Below are 4243 nucleotides of genomic sequence, written 5' to 3' on the forward strand. Positions count from 1 at the left end.
TTTCGTCAGTCTTCTTTCCTTATCGGAATTTGACGTTCTTTTTCGTTGCTTAATTCCTGTTCAGTTTTCAAAGATCTCTCGCATCGGCTCTCGCCGTGCAATTCAAGAGATTATCACTTCTGCACGCTCCTGTCAATTACTTTCTGAGAAATTCCTTTCTCATTTATCCTTGCCCAGGCTCTCTCGCCGCGTGCTCAAAGAATATAGCATCCCTCTCTCCCTTTAGTCAATTAGTTTTTTTCATTTTTTCAATAAGTGATTGGGTGACCTATCTATAAAAAGCAGAAAAAAATCGTCAGAGTGACTGACGATTCATCTTCTGATACATATGATAGTAAGACTCGATGCAATCCTGATTGAATGGATCCTCTCCCTTATCCATCGAATCGATCAGTTTCTGCATCTCATGTTCGACAATCTGCATGACCTCCGGGGGATAGTTCATCTGCTTCGCATGCATTGCATATTCCCCTTCATCCAGAATCTGGTAGGAATTATCGGGGTACAGCTTCACATCGAGATCATAATCGATATTCTTGATCGCTTCCCCATCCCATAAACTCGGGGAAGCAAGATTGCAGTAATAATAGATTCCGTTTTTCCGGATCATGGAAATCACGTTATACCAGCGATGGCTCCAGAAGAAGCAGACGGCAGGTTCCCTCGTGAACCATTTCCGTCCATCCGCCTCAATGACCCAGGCTTTATTTGTTACTGCAACAATCCGGTTCTCATTTGCTTCCAGGATAAAGCCCTTGCACCAGGTCCGGTGCAGGCTTCCATTATGCTTAAAACTCTGTATATATACTTCTGACCCGACACTCGGCAGCTGCGGCATGAAAATGCTCCTTTCCGCGGTACTATTTTACTCCAAAGCATCTGAATGGCAAAAGTACCTGTCCTGCCTACGAAAAAGTGCCCCGCAGAGGGGCACCGTCAGGCTTTTTTCACAAAGCGGATTCCGGATTTTCCCAGACGATCGATAATCATCGGCACCACGAAGATGCAGACCACCATCGTCACCAGGTTATACCAGAGATTATAGCCGATCGAATAAGTCCAGGCTTCGGCAGATCCTGCGGCTGAACCTTCCGGGAACCAGAAGAACACACCGGACAGCATCTGGAATACATATTTCAGCAGCATCGAGATGACAATGCCGAACCGCTTTCTGGTCTGAACATACCAGTAAGTGAACGCACCAGCCGCAATCGCGACAATCACGCCGACCAGCAGAGAAGCAGCTCCATTCCAGCTCTTCGTGATTCCGAAATATGCCGCCACCGCGATGATCACAGCCATGCAGATCGCTGCCGGCTTATTCAGAGAACGGAACGGCCATAGCAGAGAAGCCATGCCGCAGACAACCAGCGGCAGAACATAGTCCAGGAGTGTCTGCATCGGTGATACAAACCACATCGGGAACCCGAGGATAAAAGTCAGCAGCCAGGCCAGGATCGCCACGATCACGCCATTCTTCCAGCCGAGCTGATATGAGGCAAGGAATACGGCAATCAGCTCAAGTTCGATGGAACCTCCATTCGGCATCTGAAGGAACGGAATCAGATTTCCCACATACTTCAATGCGATGTAGAGGGCAATGTAAAGAGCGAGATAAGCAATGGTTCTGGTTCTGCTGCGTTCTGTGCTTGACATAAAAAATACACCTCCGTTTTTGCAGTAGAGGCGTAAAGAGTTCTGAACTCCCTACGCTAGTGTTACCTAGATCAGGTGATAAGGGTCTTTTCTCAGCTCTGAAGAGCACCCCTGTTCACGAAGGCGATTATATCACGTCAGATCAGCCATGGTACAATAAACGCATGAATCTCATCAACGAACAGATCCGGGCATTTCTGGAAGAACCCGACCTCATTGCCAGCCTCGCCAACATCAGCGCCTGCATCATGCAGAACTATGATCAGCTGAACTGGGCAGGATTCTATTTTGCGAAAAACGGAGAACTCGTCCTAGGTCCCTTCCAGGGCAGGCCTGCATGCACGCATATTCCATTTGACAAAGGCGTCTGCGGCGCCTGCTATACGAGCCAGAAGCCTCAGCGCATCCGCGATGTGCTGGAGTTTCCCGGCCACATTGCCTGCGATTCTGCCAGCCGCAGCGAATTATGCGTTCCGGTTCTGATGAACGGCAGATGCATTGCTGAAATTGATCTGGACGCTCCGGTTCCGGACAGATTCACAGAAGAGATGGAAAAGNAAATGCTGCAGGCAGCCGAAGACATCACTTCCGCATTCCTGCAGCATCACTGGTCCGTATAAGTTCAGCGATACAGATCGTAAACCACGTTCTTCTCGAAATATCGCACCGCTTCATCTACTGCGGCATTCACCGGGAAGAGCTGGATATGGCAATCTCCCAGCATGGTCTCACGGATCATGCTTTTCTTTTCGAGCGAGCTTCTGACTTTCTCGAAATCGCTGCTGTCGATATCCAGATTCAGATACTTCTTCCAGTAGCGCTTTCCGCCATCCTGCACGCAGGCACAGTTGATCACGATCGGCCGGCATTCCGAACGGTATTCCGCCAGATGCATGCATGTCACCTTCGTGAAATCCACGCCGATCAGAAGAACATAGCCCTTCAGTTCATATAATCTGGCAGCCGGAGATTCCTCCGCCAGCGGAAAATGCATGCTCTGCCGGTTGCACAGCAGCTTTGCATATCTGCCCCATGCCGCATAGCTGTCACTCGGATGGCAGGAAGACACCACGCCTGCCCGATGCCGGAAATTCTCTGCGACTGCTCCCATCTCGCTGAGATCCGTCGCCTCCGGATCATATGCCGGCATATTCTCCCGGATCGTCTTCCATGTTTCCGGAGCAGCCGGAGGATTCTGCCAGGAGGAAGGATCGGAATTATCTGCAGTCTGAGTTGCCATCAGAATCGTTCCCCCGGGCTCGCTCAGCTCCATGAGCGCATCCACCACCGTCCGCGCTCCGCCGACCACATAGCCAAGCGAAGAAAGCGACGAATGAACCTCCAGGATCATATTCGGACCGACCCCGACACTCTGCAGCGCCGCCATCAGGCTCTCTTTGGTCACTGCTGTCCTGATCGGTTTCTGTTCTTTATCTGCCATACTACCTTTCCTCATCCTGATCAGCTGTAAAGCCGGCGGCTTCCCTTCAGGCTTTCGCTGAGTTCCTTTGCGGCCTGATCAAGCTTATCTGCATCATAGTTTCCACTGCGCAGCAGAAGTACAGACTTTCTCAGCCGTTCTTTCAGCAGCATCTGGGCCTGAGCATCCATCCCGGAAACATCCAGTCCATTGCAGGCCTGGATCATTCCCTGAAGAACCGCTGCTTTCCGATTGATCACAGCCTGCTGCCCGGCCCGGGAGAACAGTGCTCTGACCGTCCAGTCCAGATTTTCTTCTGAGACGATCACCTTGATCACATTCTGCAATGCCTGTGCCGTCCGCTCGTTCTTCAGAAGCCCAAGAAAATCAGATACCTGAAAACCATCAGCCAGCAGGAACTCTTCCTCAATCTGCTCATGAATCGGATTCAGGTCTTCCTGAATCTTCAGAACATCACCGACTTTTTCATCCAGGACTTCATCTCCGATCACATAAGCAGGAACCCCGGCACTCTGTGCCATGTTCCTGGCAGTATGATTTTCTTTCTCGGAGAGTCCGTATAACAAAATCTTCTTCATGAGCAAATTCTTCCTCAGCAGAATCATTCAGGAAAAGCATCCTCCTGAAAGACCTATATGCTATGTACAGATTGTACCATGGTTCCGGCCGGATGCTCTCCTTTTGAAAAACAGACCTCCACGGTCTGTCAGTGCTTCTGTTCCTGTTCCCACTTCAGGAACTGCTCGATTTTCTGCTTCATGTCTGCCTTGTCAAGAACAGAATGAATGCCGATCACATACGGAACCTTGCCAAGCAGCTCCGGATACAGATCATCCATCGTGATCACCAGATCCCCGTTGAATGACGTCAGATTGTCCAGATTGCCATGCTCTGTGAAAATCGGGAATCCATTATCTCTGATTACCTGATCTGCCTTGATTTTCAGCAGCATGCTTGATCCCATTCCCGCTCTGCAGCATACCAGTGCCTTATACATGTCCCCCACTCCTTTAACCTGCCTTCCTATCATAGCAGAATGCGTTTTCATCGCAAGGAGATTTCAGCTTCCGGACGACTGGTCATCTGGATTCCATTTCATGAACTTTGATTTATAATAAGTTCAGCAATCGGAGATACTTATGAAGA

7 protein-coding genes and 1 riboswitch are annotated in these 4243 nt (G+C 49.8%); of the genes, 2 read left to right on the forward strand and 5 right to left on the reverse strand.

Going from position 1 to position 4243, the window contains the following annotated elements; all coding sequences use genetic code 11:
• The coding region (locus FYJ51_RS13650; RefSeq protein ID WP_205946344.1) for a hypothetical protein at nucleotides 1-226 on the forward strand (226 nt) is incomplete at its 5' end.
• 69 nt (nucleotides 227-295) lie between these two features.
• On the opposite strand, the gene FYJ51_RS13255 is transcribed toward FYJ51_RS13650, so the two are convergent.
• Both FYJ51_RS13255 and FYJ51_RS13260 read right to left on the reverse strand, forming a co-directional pair.
• Nucleotides 296-838 (reverse strand): DUF402 domain-containing protein, encoded by a 543-nt coding sequence (locus tag FYJ51_RS13255; protein WP_154506001.1) that lies wholly within the window; start codon nucleotides 836-838, stop codon nucleotides 296-298.
• A gap of 98 nt (nucleotides 839-936) precedes the next feature.
• Nucleotides 937-1656 carry an energy-coupled thiamine transporter ThiT gene (locus FYJ51_RS13260; RefSeq protein ID WP_154506002.1) on the reverse strand — a complete coding sequence of 240 codons (720 nt, stop codon included), beginning with the start codon at nucleotides 1654-1656 and terminating at the stop codon, nucleotides 937-939.
• Nucleotides 1657-1687: 31 nt separating this feature from the next.
• Nucleotides 1688-1779: riboswitch (TPP riboswitch) on the reverse strand.
• 125 nt (nucleotides 1780-1904) lie between these two features.
• Between FYJ51_RS13260 and FYJ51_RS13265 the strand changes: the two genes are divergently transcribed.
• Nucleotides 1905-2276 carry a GAF domain-containing protein gene (locus tag FYJ51_RS13265; RefSeq protein WP_456243045.1) on the forward strand — a complete coding sequence of 124 codons (372 nt, stop codon included), beginning with the start codon at nucleotides 1905-1907 and terminating at the stop codon, nucleotides 2274-2276.
• A gap of 2 nt (nucleotides 2277-2278) precedes the next feature.
• On the opposite strand, the gene FYJ51_RS13270 is transcribed toward FYJ51_RS13265, so the two are convergent.
• The 3 genes from FYJ51_RS13270 to FYJ51_RS13280 form a co-directional block, all read right to left on the reverse strand.
• Nucleotides 2279-3097, reverse strand: a complete 819-nt coding sequence (locus tag FYJ51_RS13270) for an aminoglycoside N(3)-acetyltransferase (RefSeq protein WP_154506004.1) — start codon at nucleotides 3095-3097, stop codon at nucleotides 2279-2281.
• Nucleotides 3098-3117: 20 nt separating this feature from the next.
• Nucleotides 3118-3675, reverse strand: a complete 558-nt coding sequence (locus FYJ51_RS13275; RefSeq protein WP_154506005.1) for a hypothetical protein — start codon at nucleotides 3673-3675, stop codon at nucleotides 3118-3120.
• 128 nt (nucleotides 3676-3803) lie between these two features.
• The gene (locus FYJ51_RS13280; protein WP_105302928.1) at nucleotides 3804-4094 is read right to left on the reverse strand and encodes a PTS sugar transporter subunit IIB; all 291 of its coding nucleotides are present in this window, start codon (nucleotides 4092-4094) and stop codon (nucleotides 3804-3806) included.
• Between the last annotated feature and the right edge of the window lie 149 nt (nucleotides 4095-4243).

This window comes from Stecheria intestinalis (genome assembly GCF_009696165.1).
Classification (GTDB): Bacteria; Bacillota_I; Bacilli_A; order Erysipelotrichales; family Erysipelotrichaceae; genus Bulleidia; species Bulleidia intestinalis.

Excerpts from the sequence above, each read along its gene's own strand:
- FYJ51_RS13255 (WP_154506001.1), bottom strand. The coding sequence starts at position 838 with ATGCCGCAGCTGCCGAGTGTCGGGTCAGAAGTATATATACAGAGTTTT.
- FYJ51_RS13260 (WP_154506002.1), bottom strand. The coding sequence starts at position 1,656 with ATGTCAAGCACAGAACGCAGCAGAACCAGAACCATTGCTTATCTCGCT.
- FYJ51_RS13270 (WP_154506004.1), bottom strand. The coding sequence starts at position 3,097 with ATGGCAGATAAAGAACAGAAACCGATCAGGACAGCAGTGACCAAAGAG.
- FYJ51_RS13275 (WP_154506005.1), bottom strand. The coding sequence starts at position 3,675 with ATGAAGAAGATTTTGTTATACGGACTCTCCGAGAAAGAAAATCATACT.
- FYJ51_RS13280 (WP_105302928.1), bottom strand. The coding sequence starts at position 4,094 with ATGTATAAGGCACTGGTATGCTGCAGAGCGGGAATGGGATCAAGCATG.